1 protein-coding gene is annotated in these 922 nt (G+C 62.9%); it reads right to left on the reverse strand.

Annotated elements, in window-relative coordinates; translation table 11 throughout:
• Positions 1 to 41 precede the first annotated feature (41 nt).
• Positions 42 to 922, reverse strand: an 881-nt coding sequence (locus EN914_RS36705) for an aminomethyltransferase family protein (protein ID WP_164779228.1), incomplete at its 5' end; no start/stop codon positions are given.

A 922-nucleotide genomic window follows, 5' to 3' on the forward strand; every position in this document is an offset into this window, starting at 1 on the left:
GTTGAGACATCGATGAACCGGAAACTGTACTCCGGGATACCTCACATGCGCCCGCGGGCGCCTTCCGGATCATAGGGCGAGTCGGCGATCACCTTTGCCGCGCGGCGCTCGCCGAGGATCGAAACCTCGAGCTCGGTACCGGGCGACACAAGTTCCAGGGGCAGCAGCGCAAGTGCGATGTCGTGACCAAAAGTGTAGGAGTAGCCCGCCGAGGTGATGTGGCCGACGAGCTCGCCTTCGCGGTAAACGCCCTCGAAGGCGAATGCGCTCGCACCGTCCGTGTCGATCGACAGTGTGGCGATCCGGCGTGTAACCTGCTGCTGTTTCGCGACCAGTGCCGCTCGGCCGATGAAGTCCCTCTTGTCGAGGCTGATGAAGCGCTCGAGGCCGCTTTCCCAGGCGGACAATTCGGGGTTCATATCGCGGTACATGGCCCGGTAGGATTTATCGAGACGAAGCGATTCCAGCGCTTGAAGTCCGACCAGCCTCAGCCCGTGTGCCTCTCCCGATGCCAGAAGCGCATCCAGCAAATGCCGCTGGTAGCAGAGTGGATGATAGAGTTCCCATCCCAGCTCACCCGAATAGTTGACACGCAGCAGCCATACGTCGCTGGCCATGCCGACGGTGCCGGACTGTACGCTGAACCATGGGAAGGCCTCGTTGGAGAGGTCGATCTCCGTCAGCGGCTGCAGTATGTCGCGCGCCTTCGGCCCAACCACCGTGAAGCTGCCGCGATCCTCCGTGACGTTGCGCAGATGCACGCTGCCGTCCTTCGGCAACAGCCGGCCGAGATCGTCAAGGTTCCAGCGTTCGGCGCGCGGCGTCGATATGAGATAGAACAGGTCGCTCTGCAGCCGCGCCACCACATACTCGGCCTGCACGCCGCCGGTCGGCGTCAGGTGATGGGCAAGAGCGACACGAC

Source organism: Mesorhizobium sp. M7A.F.Ca.CA.001.08.2.1 (genome assembly GCF_003998455.1).
In the GTDB taxonomy this organism is placed as follows: Bacteria; Pseudomonadota; Alphaproteobacteria; order Rhizobiales; family Rhizobiaceae; genus Mesorhizobium; species Mesorhizobium ciceri.